The organism is Mesorhizobium sp. M0910 (assembly GCF_040319465.1).
In the GTDB taxonomy this organism is placed as follows: domain Bacteria; phylum Pseudomonadota; class Alphaproteobacteria; order Rhizobiales; family Rhizobiaceae; genus Mesorhizobium.
This window is the reverse complement of sequence record NZ_JAMYNZ010000007.1, coordinates 71,058-95,037: the sequence shown is the minus strand read 5'-3', so window position 1 is coordinate 95,037 and position 23,980 is coordinate 71,058. Positions and strand designations below refer to the sequence as shown.

The 23,980-nt window shown below is 63.1% G+C and carries 23 protein-coding genes; 3 read left to right on the top strand and 20 right to left on the bottom strand.

Going from position 1 to position 23,980, the window contains the following annotated elements; translation table 11 throughout:
* Positions 1 to 192: 192 nt before the first annotated feature.
* The 9 genes from NKH78_RS18640 to NKH78_RS18600 form a co-directional block, all read right to left on the bottom strand.
* Positions 193 to 1,323: a branched-chain amino acid ABC transporter substrate-binding protein gene (locus NKH78_RS18640; RefSeq protein ID WP_352883466.1), complete on the bottom strand. Its 1,131-nt coding sequence runs from the start codon at positions 1,321 to 1,323 to the stop codon at positions 193 to 195.
* A 138-nt stretch (positions 1,324 to 1,461) separates the two neighbouring features.
* Entirely contained in the window at positions 1,462 to 1,809 is a 348-nt protein-coding gene (locus tag NKH78_RS18635; RefSeq protein WP_352737815.1) for a DUF6867 family protein, read from the bottom strand.
* Between the two features lie 18 nt (positions 1,810 to 1,827).
* The gene (locus NKH78_RS18630) at positions 1,828 to 2,556 is read right to left on the bottom strand and encodes an ABC transporter ATP-binding protein (RefSeq protein WP_352504920.1); all 729 of its coding nucleotides are present in this window, start codon (positions 2,554 to 2,556) and stop codon (positions 1,828 to 1,830) included.
* Positions 2,556 to 3,707 (bottom strand): ABC transporter ATP-binding protein, encoded by a 1,152-nt coding sequence (locus NKH78_RS18625; protein ID WP_352504919.1) that lies wholly within the window; start codon positions 3,705 to 3,707, stop codon positions 2,556 to 2,558. The genes NKH78_RS18630 and NKH78_RS18625 overlap by 1 nt, the downstream gene beginning before the upstream one ends.
* Entirely contained in the window at positions 3,707 to 5,335 is a 1,629-nt protein-coding gene (livM, locus tag NKH78_RS18620; RefSeq protein WP_352737816.1) for a high-affinity branched-chain amino acid ABC transporter permease LivM, read from the bottom strand. Before livM ends, NKH78_RS18625 begins: the two co-directional genes overlap by 1 nt.
* 4 nt (positions 5,336 to 5,339) lie before the next feature.
* On the bottom strand, positions 5,340 to 6,242 hold the full coding sequence (locus NKH78_RS18615) for a branched-chain amino acid ABC transporter permease (protein WP_254816418.1): 903 nt from the start codon (positions 6,240 to 6,242) through the stop codon (positions 5,340 to 5,342).
* Positions 6,243 to 6,577: 335 nt separating this feature from the next.
* On the bottom strand, positions 6,578 to 7,579 hold the full coding sequence (locus NKH78_RS18610) for a 4-hydroxyproline epimerase (protein ID WP_352701348.1): 1,002 nt from the start codon (positions 7,577 to 7,579) through the stop codon (positions 6,578 to 6,580).
* Between the two features lie 28 nt (positions 7,580 to 7,607).
* Positions 7,608 to 8,858, bottom strand: coding sequence for an NAD(P)/FAD-dependent oxidoreductase (locus NKH78_RS18605; protein ID WP_352687137.1), 1,251 nt, complete (start codon positions 8,856 to 8,858; stop codon positions 7,608 to 7,610).
* Positions 8,859 to 8,906: 48 nt separating this feature from the next.
* On the bottom strand, positions 8,907 to 9,800 hold the full coding sequence (locus NKH78_RS18600) for a dihydrodipicolinate synthase family protein (protein ID WP_352504915.1): 894 nt from the start codon (positions 9,798 to 9,800) through the stop codon (positions 8,907 to 8,909).
* A 69-nt stretch (positions 9,801 to 9,869) separates the two neighbouring features.
* On the opposite strand from NKH78_RS18600, the gene NKH78_RS18595 reads away from it, so the two are divergent.
* Positions 9,870 to 10,553 (top strand): GntR family transcriptional regulator, encoded by a 684-nt coding sequence (locus NKH78_RS18595; protein WP_352737817.1) that lies wholly within the window; start codon positions 9,870 to 9,872, stop codon positions 10,551 to 10,553.
* Positions 10,554 to 10,566: 13 nt separating this feature from the next.
* Here the strand turns inward: NKH78_RS18595 and NKH78_RS18590 are convergent, their stop codons facing one another.
* The 3 genes from NKH78_RS18590 to NKH78_RS18580 all read right to left on the bottom strand — a co-directional run bounded on the left by NKH78_RS18590 (position 10,567) and on the right by NKH78_RS18580 (position 13,483).
* Entirely contained in the window at positions 10,567 to 10,881 is a 315-nt protein-coding gene (locus NKH78_RS18590; RefSeq protein ID WP_352687134.1) for a hypothetical protein, read from the bottom strand.
* Positions 10,882 to 11,190: 309 nt separating this feature from the next.
* Positions 11,191 to 11,487, bottom strand: coding sequence for a hypothetical protein (locus NKH78_RS18585; RefSeq protein WP_352648973.1), 297 nt, complete (start codon positions 11,485 to 11,487; stop codon positions 11,191 to 11,193).
* 499 nt (positions 11,488 to 11,986) lie between these two features.
* The gene (locus NKH78_RS18580) at positions 11,987 to 13,483 is read right to left on the bottom strand and encodes a CoA-acylating methylmalonate-semialdehyde dehydrogenase (RefSeq protein WP_352737818.1); all 1,497 of its coding nucleotides are present in this window, start codon (positions 13,481 to 13,483) and stop codon (positions 11,987 to 11,989) included.
* A gap of 220 nt (positions 13,484 to 13,703) precedes the next feature.
* Here NKH78_RS18580 and NKH78_RS18575 point away from each other — a divergent pair, with 220 nt between their 5' ends.
* A complete protein-coding gene (locus NKH78_RS18575) occupies positions 13,704 to 14,585 on the top strand; it encodes a LysR family transcriptional regulator (RefSeq protein WP_352504913.1) in 882 nt (293 codons plus the stop codon).
* 37 nt (positions 14,586 to 14,622) lie between these two features.
* Here the strand turns inward: NKH78_RS18575 and NKH78_RS18570 are convergent, their stop codons facing one another.
* From NKH78_RS18570 to rsfS, 8 genes are all read right to left on the bottom strand, one after another.
* Positions 14,623 to 15,951 (bottom strand): D-amino acid dehydrogenase, encoded by a 1,329-nt coding sequence (locus NKH78_RS18570; protein WP_352505150.1) that lies wholly within the window; start codon positions 15,949 to 15,951, stop codon positions 14,623 to 14,625.
* A 66-nt stretch (positions 15,952 to 16,017) separates the two neighbouring features.
* Positions 16,018 to 17,169 (bottom strand): alanine racemase, encoded by a 1,152-nt coding sequence (alr, locus tag NKH78_RS18565; protein ID WP_352504912.1) that lies wholly within the window; start codon positions 17,167 to 17,169, stop codon positions 16,018 to 16,020.
* A gap of 29 nt (positions 17,170 to 17,198) precedes the next feature.
* On the bottom strand, positions 17,199 to 17,720 hold the full coding sequence (locus NKH78_RS18560) for an RNA pyrophosphohydrolase (RefSeq protein WP_352737819.1): 522 nt from the start codon (positions 17,718 to 17,720) through the stop codon (positions 17,199 to 17,201).
* 1 nt (position 17,721) lies between these two features.
* Positions 17,722 to 18,921 carry a divergent polysaccharide deacetylase family protein gene (locus tag NKH78_RS18555; RefSeq protein WP_352737820.1) on the bottom strand — a complete coding sequence of 400 codons (1,200 nt, stop codon included), beginning with the start codon at positions 18,919 to 18,921 and terminating at the stop codon, positions 17,722 to 17,724.
* Between the two features lie 202 nt (positions 18,922 to 19,123).
* Complete coding sequence (locus NKH78_RS18550) at positions 19,124 to 20,449, bottom strand: S41 family peptidase (RefSeq protein ID WP_023719673.1); 1,326 nt, start codon at positions 20,447 to 20,449, stop codon at positions 19,124 to 19,126.
* Positions 20,450 to 21,793 (bottom strand): murein hydrolase activator EnvC family protein, encoded by a 1,344-nt coding sequence (locus tag NKH78_RS18545; RefSeq protein WP_352737821.1) that lies wholly within the window; start codon positions 21,791 to 21,793, stop codon positions 20,450 to 20,452.
* Between the two features lie 150 nt (positions 21,794 to 21,943).
* Complete coding sequence (gene rlmH, locus NKH78_RS18540) at positions 21,944 to 22,426, bottom strand: 23S rRNA (pseudouridine(1915)-N(3))-methyltransferase RlmH (protein ID WP_352701338.1); 483 nt, start codon at positions 22,424 to 22,426, stop codon at positions 21,944 to 21,946.
* A gap of 61 nt (positions 22,427 to 22,487) precedes the next feature.
* Positions 22,488 to 22,865 (bottom strand): ribosome silencing factor, encoded by a 378-nt coding sequence (rsfS, locus tag NKH78_RS18535; protein ID WP_352701337.1) that lies wholly within the window; start codon positions 22,863 to 22,865, stop codon positions 22,488 to 22,490.
* Between the two features lie 238 nt (positions 22,866 to 23,103).
* On the opposite strand from rsfS, the gene NKH78_RS18530 reads away from it, so the two are divergent.
* The gene (locus NKH78_RS18530; protein ID WP_352883452.1) at positions 23,104 to 23,961 is read left to right on the top strand and encodes a mechanosensitive ion channel family protein; all 858 of its coding nucleotides are present in this window, start codon (positions 23,104 to 23,106) and stop codon (positions 23,959 to 23,961) included.
* Positions 23,962 to 23,980 lie beyond the last annotated feature (19 nt).

The following is a 23,980-nucleotide window of genomic DNA, read 5'->3' as shown; positions in this document are numbered from 1 at the left end:
TGATTAGCGCGAAAATGCTGCAGTGCAAACAAAATCGAAAAGAGCATTAAACCGATTTAGTTTGATCTAATCGCGTTGACGCATTGCGTGTCGATCCGGACAACGCCTGGGCAGTTCCGATCAGGCTTTCGGGAACTCTCATAAAAAATGCCCGGCGCGAGGCGCCGGGCATTCTCATGTAGCAACGTCCGGTTATTTGCCGGGTTCGTTCTCGACATAGGTGTACTTGCCGTCGTCACCCTTCTTCCAGGTGTACATGACGTAGTCCGGACGGGTGATATCGCCCTTTGCGTCGTAGCCGATCTCGCCGATCGCAGTCTTCCAGGGGCCGGCCGACTTGATGGTCTCGGCTACCTTCTGAGCGTCATCGGCTGAGCCGGTCTTGGTGATGGCGGCCGCGATGATTTCCATCGCTGCGTAGGAGTAGAGGGTATAGGCCTCAGGCTCGAAGCCGGCCGCACGGAACTTCTCGACGAGTTCCTTGGCGTTCGGATTCTTGCGCGGATCCGGAGCGAATGTCATCAGCGTGCCCTCGACGGCGTCGCCGGCGATCGAGGCCAATTCGTTCGAGACGATGCCGTCGCCGGACATGAAGGTTGCCTTGAGGCCCTGGTCGGCGAGCTGGCGTATGATCAGGCCGGCTTCGGTGTGCAGGCCGCCATAGTAGACGACCGAGACGCCCGCATCCTTCATCTTGGCGATGAGGGCCGAGAAATCCTTGTCGCCGACATTGATGCCTTCATACATGGCCTCAGTCACGCCGTTGGCTGCGAGCGCCTTCTTGGTTTCGTCGGCGAGGCCCTGGCCATAAGGCGTCTTGTCATGGATGACAGCGATCTTGGCATCCTTGAAGTTCGCCGCGAGATAGTCGCCAGCGACCTTGCCCTGCTGATCGTCGCGTCCGCAGGTGCGGAAGGTGTTCCACATGCCACGTTCGGTGAACTTCGGATTGGTCGCGGCCGGCGTGATCTCGAGGATGCCGTTCTCGGCGTAGACTTCCGACGCCGGGATCGAGACGCCGGAGTTGAAGTGGCCATCGACGTACTTGACGCCGTCGGCGACGAACTTGTTGGCGACCGAGATGCCTTGCTTGGGATCGGAGACGTCGTCGCCGACTTCAAGCTTGAGCTGCTGGCCAAGAACGCCGCCCGCCGCATTGATATCGGCGACTGCCTGTTCGGCGCCCTTCTGAAGCTGGGCACCGAACGCTGCGTTCGGACCGGTGATCGGACCGGCAACGCCGATCAGGATGTCAGCCCACGCGTTGCCGCTGAACGCGACAAGCGTGGTCAGGGCGACGGCGGACAAAAGTGACTTTTTCATTGAAACGCTCCCATTTACCGAGTGGGCGTGGATGTTGCTTTCATGCGATGCCCACCCTTGCTCGCAGAAAGAGTACTTTGCCGATTTTCAGGCACTTGTCACGCCGATTCATCCCTGAAACGCCGTTAATGATAAATGTCAACCTTTCGGTTTCCAGCTCAAAAGAGAGGCTCTTTCGTAAAGCCAATTATACTGCGTTACCATCTGGTTCGTGCGCGTGTATTGGTAGCCAATGAAGCCCAATATCATCAGCACGATGGTATCGACCACGTAGTAATGCAGCGAAAACATCGTTCCGCCGAACAGCGCATGATGGATGAATCTTACGCCGATGGCGAGCCCCAGCATATAGGCGAATAGCTGGGCGAAGCTGCGCCATGTCTGGGCACACGCCTTGCCCGTCATCCAGGCCGCCCAGCCGCCGAGCAGGCAGGTGACGAAAAAGAACTGCCAAATCGAGGGTTCCTCATAAAGAATGCCCTGCATGATGAAGACTCCTGAAACTCAGTGATGGCCGCCCTCGAGATAGGCGGCGCGCACTTCCGGATTGGCGAGCAGTTCCTTGCCGGTGCCGCTCATCGTCACATTGCCGTTGACCATAACATAGCCACGCGTGGCGAGCTTCAGTGCGCCGAAGGCGTTCTGCTCGACCAGGAACACGGTCAGTCCCTGCGTGCGGTTCAGCTCGCGAATGGCGTCGAATATCTGCTTGACGATCAGCGGCGCCAGGCCTAGCGACGGCTCATCCAGCAAGAGCAGCTTCGGCCTTGCCATCAGCGCGCGGCCGATCGATAGCATCTGCTGCTCGCCGCCCGAAAGCGTGCCGCCACGTTGGCTGACGCGTTCCTTGAGCCGCGGGAACAGCGTAAAGACCCTTTCGACATCCTCGTCGTAATGCTTGAGACCGTCGAGGCTGGCGCCCATCTGCAGGTTTTCCATCACCGTCATGCGCGGAAAGATGCGCCGGCCCTCCGGCGACTGCGCGATACGCATGCGTGCGATCTCGTGGGTTGGCATCTGGGTGATATCGGTGCCGGCGAAGGTGATGGTGCCGGCACGAGCGCGCGGAGCACCGAAGATAGTCATCATCAGTGTCGATTTGCCGGCGCCGTTGGCGCCGATCAGCGCCACGATCTCGCCCTGTTTGACGGTGACGTCGACGCCGTTCAGCGCCCTGATGTTGCCGTAGTAGGTCTGGACGCCCTTGATATCGAGCAGCGTTGTGCCGGCCATTATTTCCGCCCCCCACGCCGATTAGAGGTGCCGGGAGTTTTCGACTTCGCCGGAGCCTTGCCCGGCTTTGCCGTGGAAGATTTCGCGGCCGATTTGGCTTTGGCCGGCGATCCGGACTTTGCAGCAGCAGCGCTCGACCTTGCATCGATTTGCCCGGCCTTCGAAGCGCCCTTTGACACTGTGACGCGTTCGCCCTCGCTATGGCCGACGGTATCGGCCACCGGTCCGGCGAGATAGGAAGACGATGTGCCCGGTCCATGCGCGGCATCCGGACCGGTATCCAGTTGCTCGATGACGTCCTCGTCGCCGACTTCGGTCAGTACCGTCTCGACGTCCTCGTCTTCGACGCCGAGATAGGCGGCGATGACGCGCGGGTCGGTTCGCACCGATTGCGGGTTGCCGTCGGAGATCTTGCGCCCGTATTCGAGGACGACGACATGGTCTGAAATCTGCATGACCACCGCCATGTCGTGCTCGATCAAAAGGATCGAGGTGCCGGTGTTGTCCTTGATGTCCATCAGCAGCGCATTGAGCGCCGCCGATTCCTTCGGATTAAGGCCGGCGGCCGGCTCGTCGAGGCACAAAAGCTCAGGGCCGGTGCACATGGCGCGAGCAATTTCGAGCCGTCGCTGCGCGCCATATGGCAGATCGCCGGCAGGATCGTCGGCGCGGTCGACGAGATCGGCCTTCTCCAGCCAGTGCTCGGCGAGTTCAACCGATTCCGCCGAAGCCTGTCTGTATCCGCTATAACCGAACAGGCCGAGAACGGTATAGCCGGACGCCTTCATCAGCTTGTTGTGCTGGGCCACCAGCAGGTTCTCCAGCAGCGTCATGCCCGAGAACAGGCGGATGTTCTGGAAGGTGCGCGCCACTTTGGCCCGCGCCGGGATCTCATGGTTCGGCAGGCGTTCGAGCAGGAAGGTCGAGCCGTCGCGCCGGTTGAGCGTGATCATGCCTTCCGACGGCTTGTAGAAACCGGTGATGCAATTGAACACGGTGGTCTTTCCGGCGCCGTTGGGGCCGATCAGCGCGGTGATCTCGCCACGTTTGGCCTGGAATGACAAATCGCCGATGGCGATGAGACCGCCGAACTTCATCGACAGATGCTCGACCTGCAGGATGGCATCGTTCACGGAGGGGCTCGCGTTCATCAGCCGTGTCCCTCCTTGGTGAAGGACCCGGACACCGCCCTGCGCACCTTGAGGAAGGCTGTCGGCTCGCGGCTGCCGACGAAGCCACGCGGCTTCCACAGCATGACGATGACCATGGCCATGCCGAACAACAGCATGCGATAAAGCTCCGGCGTGAAGTCGGGGCCGAACCCGGGTATGACCTTAATGTTGCCCCAACTCAGGCCGGTCTTGAGGAAATCCAGTTCGCGCAGGATTTCGGTGCCGCCGATCATCACCATGGCGGCGACGGCAATGCCGACCAGCGAGCCCATGCCGCCAAGCACGACGATGGCAAGGATGATCGCCGATTCCAGGAAGACGAAGGATTCCGGGCTGACGAAGCCTTGCCGCGCGGCGAAGAACGAGCCGGCAAAGCCGCCGAACATCGCGCCCGTGGCAAAGGCCGTGAGCTTGGTGGTGGTGGTGTTGATGCCGAGCGAGCGGCAGGCGATCTCGTCCTCGCGCAGCGCTTCCCAGGCGCGGCCGACCGGCAGGCGCCTGAGCCTCACCGTGACGAAGGCGGTCAGCAGGCAGAGTCCAAGGATCAGGTAGTAGAGGAAGATCTTGTAGTAGGCACCGGACTGCGCGATGCCGAGCACCTTGGAGATGTAGTTCGGGTCGGAGACGTTGAACGACATCAGGCCGAAGAACGAGACCTTCGGGATGCCGGAAATCCCGGCCGAGCCGTTGGTCACTTCGCGCCAGTTGATAATCACCAGCCTTATGATCTCGCCGAAAGCGAGCGTCACGATCGCCAGATAGTCACCGCGCAGGCGCAACACAGGGAAGCCCAGCATCACGCCCCAGAACGCAGCCATCAGGCCGGCGGCGGGCAGTAGGATCCAGAAGGAAAGGCCGTAATGCGTGCCGAGCAACGCATAGGCATAGGCACCGACGGCGTAGAAGGCGACATAGCCTAGGTCCAGCAGGCCGGCCAAGCCAATAACGATATTCAACCCCCAGGCCAGCATCACGTAGATCAGGATCTGGATGCCGAAATTGTCGACATACTTCAGCGAACCCTGGAAACCGGCCGCCATGGACCCGGCATATAGCGCCAGCACCAACACCACGATAATCGGGTAGAGCGCCAGTGCGGTTATGCCCAATGCCGAGAAATGAGAATGAATGAAGGTCCGGAACCGATATATCAGCCAGGCTAGCGCATAGATGATTGCAAGTGCCCGCAGGAACCGCACAAAATCGGAAAGTTCCGGCCCTAAAGCCTCGGTCAGGAAGCCCCTGAGCGCGAGCAGAATAACGGCGACGGCGAGCGCCACGATGAACGCGGGAAGGCGGAAGAATCGCGAAGCCAGGCTGACCGGCAGCAGGCCGGTAGCGACGTCGACGATCTTCTGGTTCGCCAGGAAGGGCTGGCCATAGGCGACATAAAGGAAGCGTCCGGCCATGGTGGCGATCACGACGCCGGCGAGCAAGCCCCAGCGCTGCACCAGGATCAGTTCGTTGGAGATGTTCTGGTCGGTCTTCAGGCCGATGAACAGCACGAACAGGCCAAGCGAGATGGCGCCGGCATAGAGCGCTTCGCGAAAAGCGCGCTGGACCGGGGTGGCGACGACGGTGCTTTCCGGAGACACGGTAACCGCCATGATCTCAGACCTTTTCGACTTCTGGCCGGCCGAGAATGCCGGAAGGCAGGAAGATCAGCACGATCGCCAGGATGGAGAAGGCGGCGACGTCCTTGTAGTCGATCGAGAAATAAGCCGACCACATGCTTTCGATGAAGCCAATCATCAGGCCGCCGAGCACGGCGCCGGGCAGTGAGCCGATACCGCCGAGCACCGCGGCAGTAAACGCCTTCACACCCGGCGTAAAACCGTCGGAAAACACCACCACGCCGTAATACATCAGGAACAACGTGCCGGCGACGGCGGCGAGGGCGGCGCCCATGATGAAGGTGATCGAGATGGTGCGATCGACGTCGACGCCGAGCAGTGCGGCCATCTTGCGATCCTGCTCGCAGGCGCGCTGCGCCCGGCCGAGCGAGGTCTTGTTGACCAGGTACCAGAACACCGCGAGCAGGACTATGGTGACCAGGACGATGATGATCTGCTTCAGCGAGACGCTGATGCCTTCGATGTTGTAGACCGTGGACACCATTGGCGGGACCGGCTTGTTGCGCGGCCCTTGCGTCACCTGGACGAAATTGGACAGCGCAATCGACATGCCGATCGCAGTGATCAGCGGCGCCAGCCGGAATGAACCACGCAAAGGCCGGTAGGCCACCTTCTCGATCGTCCAATTATACAGGCTGGTCAGCAGCATCGCGACGATCATCATGATCAGCAGCGCAACGACGATCGGCAGCGAATAGAACAACGCACCGAGGATAAGGAAAACGATGAGTGCGGTGAAAGCGCCGATCATGAAAATGTCGCCATGGGCGAAATTGATCATGCCGATGATGCCGTAGACCATCGTATAGCCGATCGCTATCAGCCCATAGATCGATCCCAGCGTCAGCCCGTTGATAAGCTGCTGGACAAAATACTGCATGCTGTCGTGGCTCCCCTGGAATGTCGCCCATGCAGACGCATTCCTTTTCGTATTTTCCCTAGTCGTAAAGTTTCGAGCCCGGATTGCAACGTGATTTTTCGATCATTACGCGTGTTTTCGCCGCACGCCGTCCGATTGCCCGTTTTGTTCCCGTCCGCCCCCTGGACCATCGCGGACCCTACCATTGGCCTAACGCAATGTCTTTGACGATTCAATCGCTCTATGCGCCCCATGTCGAAGAAATCGCCGTCAAAATAAGTTGATGGGCGGGATCGTTGCGCCGTCAAAGGCAATCCGTTTGCGCTCTCTGTCTTTCCCTAACGTCAGCGTTTTCTCTATTTGACGACGAAGCCGTCTGCAAACGGGTCGCGGTCGTCGATGAAGATCGTGTTCAATCCAGTCATCCGCGCCCACCCGCCGATCGACGGAATGATTGCCGGCTTGCCGGCGACGGTGACCTCTTTCTCCACCCTGCCCTTGAACAGCGACCCGATGATCGATTCATGGACGAAGTCGTCGCCGACCCCAAGCTTGCCCTTGGCGTGAAGCTGCGCCATCCGCGCCGAGGTGCCGGTGCCGCAGGGCGAGCGGTCGATTGCCTTGTCGCCGTAGAAGACGGCGTTGCGGGCATCGGCTTGCGGGTTGGCCGGCGCGCCGGTCCACAATATGTGCGACAGCTTGTCGATGCCGGGATTCTCCGGGTGGACGAAGGAATATTTCTCGTTGAGCCGCTGCCGCACCACCGGGCTCCAGGCGATCAGCTCGCCGGCCGAATGGTCGGCCATGTCGCGATAGTTCTTTTGCGGTTCGACGATGGCGTAGAAATTGCCGCCGTAGGCGACATCGACGCTGACCTCGCCGAGCCCGGGGCATTCGACCGTCAGTCCCTCGGCATAGAGGAAGGAAGGCACATTGGTGATGCGCACCTCCTCGACATAATCGCCGACTTGGCTGTACTCGGCGACGACCACGCCCGCCGGCGTATCCAGCCTGAGCACGCCCGGCGTCTTCGGCTTGATCAATCCATTTTCGACGGCAAAGGTCACCGTGCCGATGGTGCCGTGGCCGCACATCGGCAGGCAGCCCGAGGTTTCGATGAACAGGATGGCGATGTCGCAATCCTCGCGCGTCGGTGGATAGAGGATCGAGCCGGACATCACGTCATGGCCGCGCGGCTCGAACATCAGGCCGGTGCGGATCCAGTCGTATTCGGCCAGGAAATGCGCTCGCCGCTCCATCATCGTCGAGCCGTTGAGCAGCGGTCCGCCGCCGGCAACCAGCCGCACCGGATTGCCGCAGGTGTGGCCGTCTATGCAGAAGAAGGAATGCTTGGCCATGCCGGCTCCCAACTGAATGTCTTCGATCTCAAAATCGTTGCGGGCTGAACGGACCGAGATCAAGCGATGGACTCTGCCCGAGAACGAGCTCGCGGATCAAGCGTCCGGTCGCCGCGGCCTGGGTCAGGCCGAGGTGACCATGGCCGAAACCGTACACCACCGACGGCGTTTTTTGCGATTGCCCGATCACCGGCAGCGAATCCGGCAGCGACGGCCGGAACCCTATCCATTCGCGCCCATTGGCCGGATCCAGTCCCGGCAGGAATTTCTGGGCCTTTTCGAGCAGCGCTTTCGAGCGCGCATAATTGGGCGGCCTCTCAAGGCCGCCGAGTTCGACCGCACCACCGACGCGCAGGCCCGTCTCGAGCGGCGTGATGACGAAGCCATGCCCGGAAAAGATCAATTGCCGCCTTACGTCGAAGGCAGTCTTCGGCAGCGTCGTGTTGTAGCCACGCTCGGTCTCCAGCGGGATTCTGTCGCCGAGATGTCTCGCCAACAGGTGCGACCAGGCCCCGGCAGCGATGACGAGATGCTTCGCCCGTCGCCTCGTGCCGTCGGCCATGGTCAGGATCGCGCCGTCCTGTCCTGCCTCGACACGCTCGATCCGGGCCCTTTCGAACCCGGCGCCCAACCTCTCGGCATAGGCCCATAACGCCTTTCCAAGCCGCTTGGGGTCGGCGACGGTTTTCCACCCCGGAACGAAAGTTCCCTTGACGAAGCGCGGCGACAGACCGGGCTGCAAGGCGGCGAGAGCGCTCCCCTCGACATGGCTGAAGCCGATGCCGAAGCGCTGCCTTGCCGCCCAGCCGGGCAGTGAGGCCTTGAACTCGGCTTCGCTTTCGTAGAGTTCGAGCGAGCCGTCCTCGTGCAGCATCGGCCGTGTGCCGGAACGGTCGAGCAAACCCATCCATTCCGCCTCGGCGAGCTTCATCATCCCGGCCTGTGCGGCAAGGCCGGCTTCATAGCGGTCGCTTCGGCCGGCGCGCCAGAAGCGGACCAGCCAGGGCAGCAGCTTCAGCAGATAGGCTGGTGGGATGCTGAGCGGGCCGAGCGGGTCGGCGAGCCATTTCGGCAGCTGCCTGATCATGCCCTTGTGGGCGAGCGGCAGCACGTCGGAGAAGGCAAAGGCGGCGGCATTGCCGGAACTGGTCTCCTCGCAGATCCCCGTCCGATCGAAGATCGTGACGTTTCGCCCCGCCTCGGCCAGAAATGCGGCAGCGCAGATGCCGATAATGCCGCCACCAATGATGGCGACATCGAGCGTAGCATTGTCATTCATTGGCATGCGCCGCGCTGCACATCTGCAAACACCCTCGAAGGCACTGGATCAGAATGCCGGCAGTTGCGGCCGCACGGCCAGCGCATCCCTGACGACCTTTTCGACTGCCTTGCGCCGCTCGCCCGACAATGGCTGGCGCGGCATGCGCACGCGGTCGTTGGTGTTGATCGCCAAAACTTCGGCGAGCTTGATGTTCTGCACCAGATAGGTCGAGACGTCGAGGTCGAGCAGCGGCCGGAACCAGCGGTAGATCTTCAACGCCTCCTCGCGGCGGCCCTGTCTCATCAGCTGGTAGATGGCGACGGTCTCGCGCGGGAACGCGGTGACCAAGCCCGCCACCCAGCCGATGGCGCCGACCGACAGCGCCTCAAAGGCGAGATTGTCGACGCCAGTGAACAGGTCGTAGCGGTCGCCGAGGCGGTTGATAATCTCGGTCGAGCGGCGGATGTCGTCCGAGGACTCTTTTATGGCGACGAAGCGCTGGTCCTTGGCCAACTCCTCCATCTGGTCGACGGTGACGTCGACGCGATAGGCAAGCCGGTTGGAGTAGATCATCACCGGCAGGTCGCCGGCCGCGGCGACGGCGCTGAGTGCCGCGACCGTCTCCTCGGCATTGGTATGGTAGATCGGGCTCGGCACCACCATCAAACCGTTGGCGCCTTCCTTGGCGGCGCGGCGTGCGATCGCCGCCGCCTCGCGTGTACCGGCCTCGTTGACCGTCAACAGCACCGGTTTTTTGCCGGCGATCTTCTGGGCGGTCTTCAGCACCGCGATCTTCTCGTCATGCGACAGCATCGGGCCTTCGCCGAGCGACCCGCAGACGATGATGCCGTCACAGCCGGCCTCCATCTGCAGCGCAAAGCAGCGCTCCATCTCGGCATGGTCGAGGCCGTCGTCCTCGGTGAATTTGGTCGTAACGGCGGGGAAGACTCCGGCCCACATATCGATCGCTCCATCTGATATATCAGTCGTATATTTCTTAAGAAGCCGACTGTCAACGTTGAATCTGATATGATATATCAACAATATGGAGAAGCCGCATTGGTATATGACAGGCCGGGCTCCGAGCCGGCAACTGCGAAGGCCTACCGCAGGCTCGAGCACATGATCGTAACTCTCGAGCTGGCGCCGGCGAGCTTCATCACCGAGGGGGCGCTGATCGACAGGCTCGGCCTCGGCCGCACCCCGGTTCGCGAAGCGATCCAGCGGCTGGCTTGGGAGGGGCTGCTCGAGGTCCGGCCGCGCGCCGGCATTGCCATTGCCCCGCTGCACCCCGGCGACTGGCTGCGTGTCCTCGACGCCCGCCGTGGCGTCGAGGTGGTGCTTGCCCGCTCGGCCGCTCGCTTCGTCACCCGCGAGGCCGCCGACCTGTTCCATGACGCTGCCCTTGCCATGCAAAAGGCGGTGATTTCGGAAAATGTGTTTTACTTCATCCAGGCCGACAAGGCGCTCGACGAGGCGCTGGCGCTGGCTGCCGACAACCCGTTCGCCGCGCGCCTGGCGGCGCCCTTGCAAACCCACAGCCGCCGTTTCTGGTTCCGCTACAAGGCCGATACCGGCTTGGCCGAATCCGCCGAGCATCATGTCGCGCTGATCCGCTCGATCCTAGCAGGCGACGAGGAGGCCGCGGCCAAGGACGCCAAGCGCCTGATGGCACTTTTGCGCGGCCATGCCGAGGCAGCTGCCACACGCTGAGCCTGTCATTTCGTCATGCGCCCTGGCCGGGCAGGGCCATCACGTTTTCCCAATTGTCGCCGGCCGCGACGATGCAGCTTCTGCCGGCGATATCGGTGACGACGATACTCCAGGTTCCGGTCTCGGCGACAAAGACTTCCATGACCGCCTCATGACCGATCAGCCCTAAAGCAAACTGCCTTTCCTGGAACTTCTCGCTCAAATGGGCGACGAGCTCGCCATGTTCAACGCAGTATTGATATTGCGCGCTTGCAGTGTTCGTACCCACCGCCAATGCGCCAGCAAGAACCAGGGTTTTCACCCATCCCAACAGTGCTTTGTGTGCCATAGGGCACCTCCTTTGCCATCACGTTCCGGCAAAGGAGGGGTTTGACAGCCTCACTTTGCCGGAGCGATCCAGGCCGGTTCCGACGTCATCATCATCGCGTCGTTCCTTTCTGTGTTCCGGTCTGCCATCGGTGGGAACGATTCTAGATGTTCCCATTATGTTCCCGATATATGGTATCGGCAACGGAAAAGCGCAAGCAGGCGCCCAAGCGGGCGCCTACAGATCCGTTTTACGGTTGTCGCCGAAAGAATGGGCCACCAGGCTGCGCGGCCATGCGAGGCCGCTGCTACGCGCGAGCGTGGAACCTCATCAGGTGCCTGGCAGCGCCGCTGTCGTCATCGCGCTCTCCCAGCCTTCGCCGACTGAAATCACGCAGCTTTGGCCTTTTGTGTCGCTGGCGAGGATGGTCCATGTGCCCTTGTCGGAAACGAAGACTTCAAGCACCACATTCGGATTGACGACGCCGACCGCGCTCGGGTTTTCATGAAACTTCTCGCCGAGCGCCTTCACCATATCGGCGCGTGCCGCACATTGCTCGGCAGCCATTGCCGGGACGGCGGAAAGGGCCATCGCAGCGCAAGCTGCAGTCGCCATGAGACGTGTCATCTGACACCTCCTTTGCGCCGGACGATATCCCCGGAGCCGTCACCAGCGCCGTTGGTTGATCTGCCAGCGTCTGCTTCGCGGCAGGACTGCAACCTAAGAAGATTGCTGCCTTCTTGGTTCCATCACATTAGTGTTCATGCCGATGAAGACCGCGACGAAAAAAAGGCCCGGGTCGAGCCCAGGCCTTCTTTTTCCGCGATCTGGATCAGTTCATCGTCGGAATGATGAACTCGGCGCCATCCTTCACGCCGGCCGGCGCGCCCGAAACCGAAGGCGAGGACGCGCAGACAGAAAACCGTCCGGCTAATTCATCGTCGGAATGACGAACTCGGCGCCATCCTTCACGCCGGCCCGCGCCCCCGAAGCCGAAGGCGAGGACGCGCAGACAGAAAACCGTCCGGCTAATTCATCGTCGGAATGACGAATTCGGCGCCGTTCTTCACGCCGGCCCGCGCGCCCGAAGCCGAAGGCGAGGACGCGCAGACAGAAAACCGTCCGGCTAATTCATCGTCGGAATGACGAATTCGGCGCCATCCTTCACGCCGGACGGCCAGCGCGACGTCACCGTCTTGGTCTTGGTGTAGAAGCGGAACGCGTCCGGCCCGTGCTGGTTGAGGTCGCCAAAGGAGGACGCCTTCCAGCCGCCAAACGTATAGTAGGCGATCGGCACCGGGATCGGCACGTTGATGCCGACCATGCCGACCTGGACTCGCGAGGCGAAGTCGCGCGCCGCGTCGCCGTCGCGGGTGAAGATAGCGACGCCATTGCCCATCTCGTGCTCGTTGGCGAGCCTGATCGCGTTCTCGTAGGTCGGTGCGCGCACCACCGACAGCACCGGCCCGAAGATTTCTTCCTTGTAGATGCGCATGTCGGCGGTCACATTGTCGAACAGGCAGCCGCCCATATAGTAGCCGTTCTCGTAACCCTGCATGGAAAAGCCGCGTCCGTCGACGACCAGCTTGGCGCCTTCCTTGACGCCGGTGTCGACATAGGACTTGACCCGCTCCAGCGCCTGCGCCGTGACCAGCGGGCCGAAATCGGCGGAAGAATCTGTCGACGGACCGACCTTCAGGCTCTCGACGCGCGGCACCAGTTTTTCCATCAGCCGGTTGGCGGTGTCGTTGCCGACCGGAACGGCCACCGAGATCGCCATGCAGCGCTCGCCGGCCGAGCCGTAGCCGGCGCCGATCAGCGCGTCGACGGTCTGGTCCATGTCGGCATCCGGCATGATGATCATGTGATTCTTGGCACCGCCGAAGCACTGCACGCGCTTGCCGGCCGCGCAGCCGCGCGAGTAGATGTACTGGGCGATCGGTGTCGAGCCGACGAAACCGATGGCCTTGATGTCGGGATCGTCGAGGATGGCGTCGACCACTTCCTTGTCGCCGTTGACGACATTGAGGATGCCCGCCGGCAGGCCGGCCTCGATGAACAGTTCGGCAATGCGCATCGGCACGCCCGGGTCGCGCTCGGACGGCTTGAGGATGAAGGCATTGCCGCAGGCGATGGCCGGCGCGATCTTCCACAGCGGGATCATCGCCGGAAAATTGAACGGCGTGATGCCGGCGACGACGCCGAGCGGCTGGCGCATCGAATAGACGTCGATGCCGGGGCCTGCGCCATCGGTGAACTCGCCCTTCATCATGTGCGGCGCACCGATGCAGACCTCGACCACTTCGAGGCCGCGCTGGATGTCGCCCTTGGCGTCGGCGATGGTCTTGCCGTGTTCGCGCGCCAATATCTCGGCCAGCGCGTCATACTCCTTGGCGATCAGCTCGAGGAACCGCATCAGGACGCGCACGCGCCGCTGCGGGTTGGTCGCCGCCCAGCCGGGCTGTGCCGCCTTGGCGTTTTCGACCGCCGCGCGCAATTCCGCCTGCGAAGCCAGCGCCACCGTGCCGCGCACCGTGCCGTCCATCGGCTGCATGACGTCCTGCTTGCGGCCGCTGGTTCCGGCGACGCGCTTGCCGCCGATGAAATGACCGTATTCGATCATGGTCTCTCTCCCTGGTTCGTGATTAGGCATTGTCCGCCTTTGCGAGAGCGATGGCAACGCGAGCGAAAACGCAACCGTTGTGCAGAAAATAGATAGCAGTGGGTGTCTGTGCATCAAATCGCGCAAATGATAGAGATGTGTGGTGTACGCCATGGGATAGAGAAATTGAGTTTCTTCGCCGTCGAGCGCTGCCGTAATCGTCATCATCCGGACCATCCCGATGAACTGGGATGATGCCCGCATCTTCCTTGCCGTGGCGCGGGCCGGTCAGATCCTCGGCGCCGCCAGGCGGCTGGAGCTTAATCACGCGACCGTCTCGCGCCGCATCGCCGCCCTCGAGGATGCGCTCAGGACAAAACTGTTTCGCCGGCTTACCACCGGCAGTGAGCTGACGCCGGCGGGCGAGCGTTTCCTCGAGATCGCCGAACGCATGGAGGGCGACATGATCGCCGCGCGCTCGACTGTTTCAGGCGAAGGCGACGACGTGTCGGGCACCGTGCGGATCGGCGCGCCAGACGGTTTTGGCGTCGCCTTCCTGGCCAGGCGCCTCGGCGCGCTGACCGCTCTGCACCGTGAACTCACCATCCAGCTGGTGCCGGTGCCACGCTCCTTCTCTTTGTCACGGCGCGAGGCCGACATTGCCATCACCGTCGAGCGGCCGACGGAAGGCCGCCTGGTGGCGGGAAAGCTGGTCGACTACACGCTCGGCCTGTTCGCGTCGCGTGCCTACGCCGACACGCATGGCCTGCCCGGAACCGCCGCCGAGCTAGCGCAGCATACGCTGATCGGCTACGTGCCGGATCTGATCGTCAGTCCCTCGCTCGACTACGCGGCCGAATTCAGCGCCGACTGGCGCACCAGCTTCGCCATTTCCTCCGCGCTCGGCCAGGCCGAAGCGGTGCGTTCCGGCGCCGGGATCGGCATACTGCACACCTTCGTTGCCCGCTCGATGCCGGAGCTGGTGCCTCTCGATATCGTCGCACCCATACGCCGCGCCTACTGGCTGGTCTATCATGAATCGGTCAGGCCGCTGCGCCGCGTCCAGGTCGTCGCGAGCTTCATTACCAAGGCCGTCGAACGGGACAGGGGTTTGTTCGCATGAGCCTGCCGGCCGCTGGCTGTCTTAGCTGGTGGGCGTCTTACTTGGCGTATCGTCCGGGCCCGAGATCGCCGACGTCGATGTCGGGCACCCGGCTGGAGATGATGTCGGCCAGAACCTTAGCCGAGCCGCAGGCCATGGTCCAGCCGAGTGTGCCATGGCCGGTGTTGAGATAGAGATTGGAGAAATCGGTGCGGCCGATCAGCGGCGGCCCGTCCGGTGTCATCGGCCGCAGCCCGCACCAGAAGGTCGCCGATCGCATGTCGCCGCTGCCCGGAAACAGGTCGCCGACCGAATGTTCGAGCGTGCGGCGCCGCGATTCGTGCAGCCGCAGGTCGAAGCCGGAAATCTCCGCCGTGCCGCCGACCCGGATACGATCGCCGAGCCGGGTGATCGCTACTTTGTAGCTCTCGTCCATCACGGTCGAGACCGGTGCGGCGGCGGCGTCCTTGATCGGCAGGGTGATCGAATAGCCCTTGACCGGGTAGACCGGGATGGGCCGCTTCAGCATGCGCATGAACCGCGCCGAATAGCTGCCCATCGTCATCACATAGGCATCAGCGATCATCCAGCCCTTGCTGGTGCTGATGTTGGTGATGCGATCGCGCTTCTTGACGACGCGCCGTATCTCCGTGTCGTATTCGAAGGTGACGCCGCGTGCCGCGCAAAGCTCGGCAAGCCTGTCGGTAAACATCTTGCAGTCGCCGGTTTCGTCGCCGGGCAACCGCAGGCCACCGACGAATTTTTCGCGCACGCCAGCCAGCGCGGGTTCGGCCGCAATGCAGCCGTCGGGGTCGAGGACCTCGTAGGGGACGCCATAGGTCTTCAGCACCTCGACATCGCCGCCGACGCCGTCGAGCTGCTTTTGCGTTCGGAAAAGCTGCAGCGTGCCCTTGGCACGCTCGTCATAGGCGATGCCGGTCGCCTCGCGCAGCGCCTTCAGCGTGTCGCGGCTGTACTCGGCCAGCGGCACCATGCGCGCCTTGTTCAGCGCGTAGCGTTCAGCCGTGCAATTGCGCAGCATCTTGACCAGCCATATCCACATATGCGGATCGAGGGCCGGTCGCACCACCAGTGGGCCGTGCTTCATCAAAAGCCATTTGATGGCCTTCAGCGGAACGCCGGGCCCGGCCCAGGGCGAAGCATAGCCGGGCGATATCTCGCCGGCATTGGCAAAGCTGGTTTCCAGCGCCGGGCCTTTCTGGCGATCGATCACCGTCACCTGATGGCCGGCCTCGGCAAGAAAATAGGCGGTGGTGACCCCGATCACGCCGCCGCCCAGCACGAAGATCTTCATCGTTTGGTTCTCCGCGGCGGCATCTCGTCGGGATTCGAGACCGGGATCATCGCCGCCTTCTGTCTGCCGGATTCTGTGGCGTCAGCCAAGTGCCGATGCTCAGGGAAAAGACATGCGTGAGGACAACAAGCTTGCGTCCTAGCGATTCACATAGCGCCGGTGGAAACGGTGGCCGAGGCTGGTCAAGACCTCGTAGCCGATAGTGCCGGCCTGGCCGGCTACCTGGTCCACCGTCTGCGACGACGGCCCGATCAGTTCGACGAGGTCGCCGGCCTTCAGCTTGCCGGGCGGCAGTGCGGAAATGTCGAGGATGATCGTATCCATTGAAATCCGGCCGACGAAGGGCAGCCGCACATTTTCGAACCAGGCAGCGGAAGCGGCGCGACGATGCCAGCCATCGCCGTAGCCGAGCGAAATCGTCGCCGCGGCAAGCGGGGCCTTGGCATGGAAAGTGTGGCCGTAGCCGACACCGGCGCCAGCCTCCAGCATCCGCACCTGGATGACCTTGGCCTGCAATCGCACCACCGGCAGCATCGGATTGTCCTTCGCCGGCGTCGGATTGATGCCATAGAGAGCGGCACCCGGACGAACGAGGTCGTAGTGATAGCGCTGCCCGAGAAAAATGCCCGATGAATTGGCAAGCGAAACCGACGCTTCCGGCAGCATCCGGCGCAGCCGTTCGAATTCCAGCCGTTGCTGTTCGTTGGCCGGTTGCTCGGGTTCGTCGGCGCAGGCGAGATGGCTCATCACGAAGGTCAGTTCGACACCGTCGAAGGCCTGTGGATCCCGCGCGACTGCCTTCACCTCGGACAGCGTCATGCCGAGCCGCGACATGCCGCTGTCGACTTGGAGGGCGGCCGGCAGCTTACGGCCCACCCGTCCGGCCATTTCGCGCCATGCCGCGAGTTGGCTGGCGCTGTTGAGTACGCTGCAAAGCCCTGCTGCAACCGCTTCCCTTTCCGCACCCGGCGGAATGCCGTTCAGCACATAAATGGCCGGGCCTGAGCCGAGCGCCTTGCGCAGCAAGATGCCGCCGGCCAAATGCGCAACAAAGAAGGTATTACAACCCTCAGCCATCAGTGCCGCGGCTACCGGCACCGCGCCAATCCCGTAACCGTCGGCCTTGACCACTCCAGCACAACTGACTCCGCCCAGCCGCGCCTTCAGCCGCCGGTAATTCTCACGCACGGCGCCGAGATCGATGGTCAGGATCGCCCCCGCCGCGGCTTCGCTGACCGGTTCGCCCAGGGTGGCGGTCGGCGGAAGAGATTTGCTGGAGATGTCGTTCATGCCGACCTGTTTTAGCGGAAGGCTGGCGGCTACGCCACCAGATGCCGGAACGCCGCCACCACGTCTTCGTAGACCTTGCGCTTGAACGGCACGATCAGGCCCGGCAATTCCAGCATCGGCCGCCACGCCCACCGGTCGAACTCGGCCTTGTGGCCACCCGGCGGCGGATTGATCGCGATCTCGCTTTCGTCGCCGTCGAAGCGGAAGGCAAACCATTTCTGCGTCTGGCCGCGATATCGTCCCTTGAAGGCGACGCCGACCAGATGCGCCGGCAGGTCGTAGTTGATCCAGTGCGGCGCCTCGGCCAGCAGCGACACCGAGCGCATGCCGGTCTCTTCGTAGAGTTCGCGCGCCGCCGCGGGCAGCGGCTCCTCGCCATCGTCGATGCCGCCCTGCGGCATCTGCCAGAGCTGCGTCGTTCCAGCGAATTCGCTGTCCGGCTCGGCAATGCGACGGCCGACCCAGACCAGGCCGTCGCCATTGAGGACCATCACCCCTACGCAGGGCCGGTAGGGCAGTGTCTCGGCGTCAACGAGCTTGTTCTTTGCCATCTCAGCCTTTTTCCGGATCTATGGCCACCGCCGAAATCGGCACGATCTCGATGCCGCGCTTCTTGGCCTCGGTCACCCAGGAAGACACGGTATCCACCGTCAGGTCGAAAGCCGAGCCGATGCCGACGGCAAACCCTTTCGCCCGCGCCGTCGCTTCCAGCCCATCCAGTTTCTTCAATATGGCGCCGCGGTCCTGCACCGCGTCGATCGCCGTATCGCCGCCGACGAACGGCACGCCGTCCTTCAGCGCCAATTCGGGTGCCAGGCTGCGCGCTGAGGAACCGTCATCGACATAGGCGAGGCCACGCTTGCCAAGCTCGGCCATTAATGGCCCCATTGCCGTCGCGTCGGCCGAAAAGCGGGCGCCCATATAGTTCATGACGCCGGTGTAGTTGGTCGTTCGCGACAGCGCCCAGCGTAAATTCTTCAAATTCTCGTCCGGCGTCGCAGCCACGGTCAGCGTGTTGCGGCCGGGATTGACGTTCGGATAGTCGAACGGCTCGAGCGGCACCTGCATGATGACCTCATGGCCGCCCTGCCGCGCCACCTGCATCCAGCGGCCGATGCTGTTGCCTTGCGGCGCGAAGGCCAGCGTCACCTCCGCCGGCAGCTTGGCGATGGCTGCCTGCGTGCCGGTCTGCGACACGGCAAGACCGCCGATGACGAGCGCCACGCGTGCACCGCGCGCGCCGGACCACGGCCGCGCATAGACATCGAACGGGCGCCGGCCGTCGGCGGCGCGGATCGGCAGCGGACCGGTCTCGCTGGCCTCGATCAGTGCCTTGTCGGGAATGTGCGCGATCCTGAGGTTCTGGCCGATCGTCGAAGGGTCGCGGATGACGATGGCCGCCTCGGGTGGACCATCGCCCTCCTCGGTCTGGACATGGATGATCTGCGGACCGCCCGTCTTCGGCCCGGTTATGTTGGCGCCGCTTGCGTTGCTTGGCGCTGCCGTTTCGGGCGTCGCCTTGGCGGGCGCCGCGGCGGTATCCGCCGCCGCCGGCGTCTTCGGCGTCGAAACGGCTACTTCCTGCAGCTTCCGGAACGGCTTGTCGCGCAAGGCGATCGCGCTGGAGACGCCGACCACGGACAGCACGACAAGCGCGGCCGCGACCGCACCGGCGCTGATCCCGCCGCCCGAGCGCGACGGCCGGATCGCCTGTCCGAGAGGTCGTTCTATGTCCTTGCCGATATCAGCCAAGCCCGCACCCCCGGCGTGCATCCCCGAAGTAAACCTTCTCCGGAGGCGCAAAATTCAAAATGTCGGCGCGTCCCCTTGCTTCACTGGACGCGCAGCATGCCCGGCAGCAGCCCCGAATCAAACTGCCGGAACCTCGCGGCCCCGGCAGCATCGCATCGCTTCGCTCAGGCAGCCAGACCTGTTTGGCCCGGCTTGCCCGCCCTTACTGGTTCAATACGGCCTTTTGCGGATTCGGCGGGAACGCCGGATCGGTCTTCTGGCCGCGCAGCAGCTGCTCGGCATAGATGAGCTGCAAATCGTCCTTCGGCTCCGGCGGCACATAGGCTGCCGAACCCGAACCGGTCGTGCCTTCGTCGGCGCCCTTGATATGGCCCTTGAGGTCGGATTCGCCGCGCGTCAGATCCCTGCCCTGCAGTTCCGCCGGCAGCGGCTGGTCGACCTTGATATCGGGCGTGATGCCCTTGCCCTGGATCGACTTGCCGGACGGCGTGTAATAGAGCGCCGTCGTCAACCGCAGCGCCCCGTTCTCACCAAGCGGGATGATGGTCTGCACCGAACCCTTGCCGAAGGACTGCGTGCCGACCACCGTGGCGCGGCGCAGATCCTGCAGCGCGCCGGCAACGATTTCCGATGCGCTGGCCGAGCCGCCATTGACGAGCACGATCAGCGGCTTGCCGCCGATGTCGTCGCCGGCCCGCGCGTCGAAGCGGGTGACGTCCTTCGGATCGCGACCGCGCGTCGAGACGATCTCGCCACGGTCAAGGAAGGCATCCGACACGCTCACCGCCTGGTCGAGCAAACCGCCCGGATTGAGGCGCAGGTCGAGCACGTAGCCCTTGAGCTTGTCGTTCGGCACCTGCTTCTTGATGGTGTCGATGGCATTCTCGAGGTCGTCATAGGTCTTTTCGGTAAAGGAGGTGATCTTCATGTAGCCGATGTCGTTTTCGACCCGGAACTTGACCGCCTTGACCTTGATGATGTCGCGCACGACGGTCAGTTCGATCGGCTTGTCGGCGCCCTGGCGCAGGATGGTGAGCTTGATCGGCGTGTTGACCAGCCCGCGCATCTTCTCGACGGCGTCGTTGAGCGTCAGGCCGCGAACCTCCTCGCCGTCGATCTTGGCGATATAGTCGCCGGCGAGCACACCAGCCTTGGCGGCCGGAGTATCGTCGATCGGCGTGATCACCTTGACCAGGTCGTTCTCCATCGTGACCTCGATCCCGAGGCCGCCGAACTCGCCCTTGGTTTGAACGCGCATGTCCTGCGCTTCTTCGGCGTTCATGTATGAGGAGTGCGGGTCGAGCGAGGACAGCATGCCGTTGATGGCATTTTCAACCAGCGACTTGTCGTCGGGCGGCGTCACATAATTCGCCCGCACCCGTTCGAAGATATCGCCGAAGATCGCCAGTTGCTTATAGGTCTCGGAGCCCGCAGCCTTCGCCGTCGAGCCGGGCGCGCCATAGACCAGGCTCATCGCCGATGCACCCATCAGCGCACCGGCAAACAGAAGCGACAGTTTCCGCATCATTCACGTCCTTCCAGAAAAACGGTCCGCCCACCATGGGGCCGGATCGACGGGTTTTCCATCCTTGCGGAACTCGACATAGAGCTCCGGCGTGGCATTTCCATTCTTCGATGCCGAGGTGGTCGCCACCCGGGCCTCTCCCATCGCGCCGACCGGCTCACCTGCGAGCACCGACTGGCCAGACGCGACGCTGATTCTGCTCATCCCCGCCAGGACGACATGATAGCCGTCACCCGCATTCAGGATCAAGAGTTGACCGTAAGAGCGGAAAGGCCCCGCATAAAGCACATTTCCATCCGCCGGTGCTGTGACGATGGCTCCGGATTGTGTCGCAACCATGTCACCGAGCATCACCGCGCCGTTACCGTCCTCGGCGCCGAAGCGCCGCTTGATCCTGCCGGTGACCGGCAGCGCGATCTGCCCTTGCAGCGCGGAAAACGGCGCGGCAGCGGTGAGCCTGTTGCTCTCCGGCACCGGCAGCGAGGCCAATTCCGTCGACGCCGCAGCCGATGCCGGGCCCTTGTCGGCGTCGGCCGTCTTTTGCTCGGCTGCCTTGGCCGCATCCGCCGCCTTGCGGGCCCTATCGGCCTCGAGCGAGGCGATCAGTTCTTTCAGGCTGCCGGCCTTGGCCGCCAACGTCGCGGACCGCTGCTTTTCGGCGGCCAGCGCGGTTTGCGTATCGGCGGCGAGCTTCTGCTTGGCTTCGAGCAGCATGCCGAGCCGCTTTTTTTCCGCCGCCTGCTCGCCGATCGCTGCCGTCAGCCGCGCCCGCTCGGCCTCGATCGAGGCCGTCACCCGCGACTGCTCCTTGAGGTCGGTCAGCAACATGTCGGTCTGCTGGCGCAGTTCCGGCACCACGGCACCGAGCAGGATGGCGCTGCGCACCGACGACAATGCGTCCTCCGGCTTGACCAGGATCGCCGGGGGCGGGTTGAGCCCCATGCGCTGCAGCGCGCCGAGCACTTCGGCCAGAACGTCGCGTCTGGCGGCCAGTGAGGCGCGGATCTTCTGCTCCTGCGCCTTAAGCCCTTCCAGCTTGCCGCCAATGTCCTCGATGTCCTGGCCGAGCTTCTGCTCGGTCATCGCCGACTGGATCAGCGCCGCGGTGATCGAGGCGTGGTCCTTCTTGACCGCCGCGATGTCGGCGGCGAGCTTGGCCAGCCGCTCGGACGACAGCGTGATCTCTTTCGATACTTTCTCGTATTCGGCGCGGCTCTGGTCCGGGTCGGGCGCCAGGTCGAGCGTGTTCTCAGCCCGCGCGACGCCGAGCGAAAGCGCGATCGCCGCCACGGCGATGCCGTAGCGCACGCGCCAGGAGCCCGTTCGTGATTTCCAGTCTTCAGACATTGAAGCCTAACTCTATGCGCGGCTTCGTTAACGAACCATCAACCATGTTCGAGCCCGGCCGCGATCCGCAAACCCCATGAGCCCAAACTGTCGATGAGCATTGGGGCAAAAATCCGGGCGGCTGGCATCAATTCGCCGACCGAGCCGACTTCATGAACGATGGTAGGGGTGGCCGGAAAGGATCGTGGCCGCCCGGTAAAGCTGCTCGCCCAGCATTACGCGGACCAGCTGATGCGGCCAGGTCAACGCACCGAGCGACACCGTCAGATCAGCCAGGTCGCGCAGCGACTGGTCATGGCCGTCGGCGCCGCCAATGGCGATCACCAGCGCCTTGCGCCCGCCATCGCGCAGCGAGCCTATGCGGCCGGCGAAATCCTCGGAGGAAAGGTTCTTGCCGCGCTCATCCAGCAGCACCAGCGCCGTGCCCGGTTGCAAGTGCGTCTGCAGCTTCTGGCCTTCCTCGCGCCGGCGCTCATTGGCCGTCTGCGCGCGGCCTTCAGCAATCTCGACGATCCCGGCGAATTCGAGGCCTACGGCAGGACCGCTCTTGGCAAAACGCTCGAAATAGCGATCGGCCAACTGCTTCTCGGGGCCGGCTTTCATTCGGCCCACGGCATGAACGGTAATCTTCATCCCTGCCTCGAAGAGCCGCTGATGCATGTCTGACAACGACATGCATCAAGACGAGTACGGCTCAGTGGAGGGTCTCCTCCTCGAGATCGGGCGCCTGCCACATCTTTTCGAGATTGTAGAAGTCGCGGACCTCGGGACGGAAGACATGGACGATGATGTCGCCCGAATCGATCAGAACCCAGTCGGCGCCAGCCAGCCCCTCGACGCGCGCCGTGCCAAGCCCGGCATCCTTGAGCGCCTTGAGGAGATGATCGGCGACAGCCGAGACATGACGGTGGGATCGGCCCGATGCGACGACCATGTAGTCGCCGAGGCTCGATTTCCCCTGAATGTCGATTGAGACGATGTTTTCGGCCTTGGAGTCTTCCAGACTGGCAAGGACTGTCTTGATGGCGCGGGACACGGCGTCGTGTACGCTGATCCCGGCCGGCGAAGGCACGATGTCGGCCTTCTTCCGAAGTGCTGTTCTCAGTGTATTTCCTTTCGCAGCAAGAACAACCAAATCACCTCTAAAATCAGGTGACATTGCTTAGATAGGCAGAGTTAGGTTGCAGTTTCAAGACATGGTTCGCAAGCAGGCGCCCGGCAGCGGCCGAATATGAGGCTTTCGAGCGAGAAAATCGGAACCGCCTCGCCCCGCAGCGGTTATCGGCTCATCCACGAACCGGAATCCCGACATGCCGATCGATCCCCAGAACGCCCTCCTCACCGTGCAATCCGGCCTGGCGCAACTCAGCACGCTGATCGTCTCCTACTCGCTTTCGGCGGTCGGCGCCGTCATCCTGCTGGTCATCGGCTACATCGTCGCCGGCCTCGCCGAGCGTTCGATCTATGCCGGCCTCGGCCATATCCATGGCTTCGACGAAACGCTCCGCCATTTCTTCTCGCAGGTCGTCCGATACGCCATCCTCGGGCTGTTCGTGATCATGGTTCTCGGCCAGTTCGGCGTGCAGACCGCTTCGATCATTGCCGCCATCGGTGCCGCCGGCCTGGCCATCGGCTTGGCGCTGCAAGGCACGCTGCAGAACATCGCCGCCGGCATCATGCTGCTGGCGCTGCGGCCGTTCCGCATCGGCGAATATGTCGAGGTCGGCGCCATATCCGGCACCGTCGAGGAGATCGGGCTGTTCGCTACAACGCTGAGGACGGTCGAAGGCGTCTACGTGCTTGCACCCAACTCGACCCTATGGAACCAGCCGGTCCGCAACTTCACCCGCAACGGTGTGCGTCGCGGCGACATCACGCTCGGCATCGGCTCGTGGAACGACATCGACTTCGCGCAAAAGACCATGCTTGGCGTTGCCGCCGCCGACCGGCGTGTCAGGCGGCAGCCTGCGCCGATCGCCTTTGTCGCGACCGTCGGCGACAGCACCGTCGCCATCACCTTGCGCTACTGGACGGCGGCTGCCGACTTCTTCGCCACCCAGATCGACCTCACCAAGAGTGTCAAGCAGGCGTTCGATGCCGAGGGCCTTTCGGTCCCGGCGCCGGCACCGAAAGCGCCGCAGGCGGATGCCTCAGCCACACGGCAATAGAGCATTTGAAGCCAGCTGG

Coding starts and splice junctions, on each gene's coding strand:
- NKH78_RS18640 (WP_352883466.1), bottom strand. CDS start 1,323: ATGAAAAAGTCACTTTTGTCCGCCGTCGCCCTGACCACGCTTGTCGCG.
- NKH78_RS18635 (WP_352737815.1), bottom strand. CDS start 1,809: ATGCAGGGCATTCTTTATGAGGAACCCTCGATTTGGCAGTTCTTTTTC.
- NKH78_RS18630 (WP_352504920.1), bottom strand. CDS start 2,556: ATGGCCGGCACAACGCTGCTCGATATCAAGGGCGTCCAGACCTACTAC.
- NKH78_RS18625 (WP_352504919.1), bottom strand. CDS start 3,707: ATGAACGCGAGCCCCTCCGTGAACGATGCCATCCTGCAGGTCGAGCAT.
- livM (WP_352737816.1), bottom strand. CDS start 5,335: ATGGCGGTTACCGTGTCTCCGGAAAGCACCGTCGTCGCCACCCCGGTC.
- NKH78_RS18615 (WP_254816418.1), bottom strand. CDS start 6,242: ATGCAGTATTTTGTCCAGCAGCTTATCAACGGGCTGACGCTGGGATCG.
- NKH78_RS18610 (WP_352701348.1), bottom strand. CDS start 7,579: ATGGCCAAGCATTCCTTCTTCTGCATAGACGGCCACACCTGCGGCAAT.
- NKH78_RS18605 (WP_352687137.1), bottom strand. CDS start 8,858: ATGAATGACAATGCTACGCTCGATGTCGCCATCATTGGTGGCGGCATT.
- NKH78_RS18600 (WP_352504915.1), bottom strand. CDS start 9,800: ATGTGGGCCGGAGTCTTCCCCGCCGTTACGACCAAATTCACCGAGGAC.
- NKH78_RS18595 (WP_352737817.1), top strand. CDS start 9,870: ATGATATATCAACAATATGGAGAAGCCGCATTGGTATATGACAGGCCG.
- NKH78_RS18590 (WP_352687134.1), bottom strand. CDS start 10,881: ATGGCACACAAAGCACTGTTGGGATGGGTGAAAACCCTGGTTCTTGCT.
- NKH78_RS18585 (WP_352648973.1), bottom strand. CDS start 11,487: ATGACACGTCTCATGGCGACTGCAGCTTGCGCTGCGATGGCCCTTTCC.
- NKH78_RS18580 (WP_352737818.1), bottom strand. CDS start 13,483: ATGATCGAATACGGTCATTTCATCGGCGGCAAGCGCGTCGCCGGAACC.
- NKH78_RS18575 (WP_352504913.1), top strand. CDS start 13,704: ATGAACTGGGATGATGCCCGCATCTTCCTTGCCGTGGCGCGGGCCGGT.
- alr (WP_352504912.1), bottom strand. CDS start 17,169: ATGAACGACATCTCCAGCAAATCTCTTCCGCCGACCGCCACCCTGGGC.
- NKH78_RS18560 (WP_352737819.1), bottom strand. CDS start 17,720: ATGGCAAAGAACAAGCTCGTTGACGCCGAGACACTGCCCTACCGGCCC.
- NKH78_RS18550 (WP_023719673.1), bottom strand. CDS start 20,449: ATGATGCGGAAACTGTCGCTTCTGTTTGCCGGTGCGCTGATGGGTGCA.
- NKH78_RS18545 (WP_352737821.1), bottom strand. CDS start 21,793: ATGTCTGAAGACTGGAAATCACGAACGGGCTCCTGGCGCGTGCGCTAC.
- rlmH (WP_352701338.1), bottom strand. CDS start 22,426: ATGAAGATTACCGTTCATGCCGTGGGCCGAATGAAAGCCGGCCCCGAG.
- NKH78_RS18530 (WP_352883452.1), top strand. CDS start 23,104: ATGCCGATCGATCCCCAGAACGCCCTCCTCACCGTGCAATCCGGCCTG.